The sequence below is a fragment of the Mesorhizobium sp. M7A.F.Ca.ET.027.03.2.1 genome, assembly GCF_003999175.1.
Lineage (GTDB): Bacteria > Pseudomonadota > Alphaproteobacteria > Rhizobiales > Rhizobiaceae > Mesorhizobium.
Genome location: NZ_RZOM01001950.1, coordinates 1 through 410, shown reverse-complemented (window position 1 = coordinate 410; position 410 = coordinate 1). Strand labels below are relative to the sequence as shown.

The 410-nt window shown below is 53.9% G+C and carries 1 pseudogene; it reads left to right on the top strand.

The window, feature by feature from the left end:
• Nucleotides 1–47 precede the first annotated feature (47 nt).
• Nucleotides 48–410: pseudogene (locus EN750_RS39840) on the top strand (ABC transporter permease); the annotation flags it as partial.

Here is a 410-nt window from a genome sequence, read left to right as displayed (position 1 = left end):
GGTTTACACTCGATTCCTACCTGAACCAGCTGACATCTCCGGCATTCTTGAAGCTGCTAGTGGAGACGCTGGAGCTCTCGGTCGGGGTTACGATACTATGTCTGCTTTTCGGCTATCCAGTAGCCTATACGATCAGCCGGGTGAACAAGCGATCGGCCGCGCTTCTGCTCTTGCTCATATCACTGCCGTATCTGACATCTGTACTTATTCGCACCTATGCCTGGATCGTGGTGCTGGGTCCGAATGGCGTTGTGAACCAGTTTCTTATGTCGGTGGGCCTGACGTCGAAGCCGGTGCAGTTGGTGTTCAACCAGATCGGCGTTTACACGGGCATGGTCCAAATACACCTGCCGTTGATGATCTTTCCGGTCTATGCAGCAATGACCAAGATCGACCGTTCGCTCACGGCC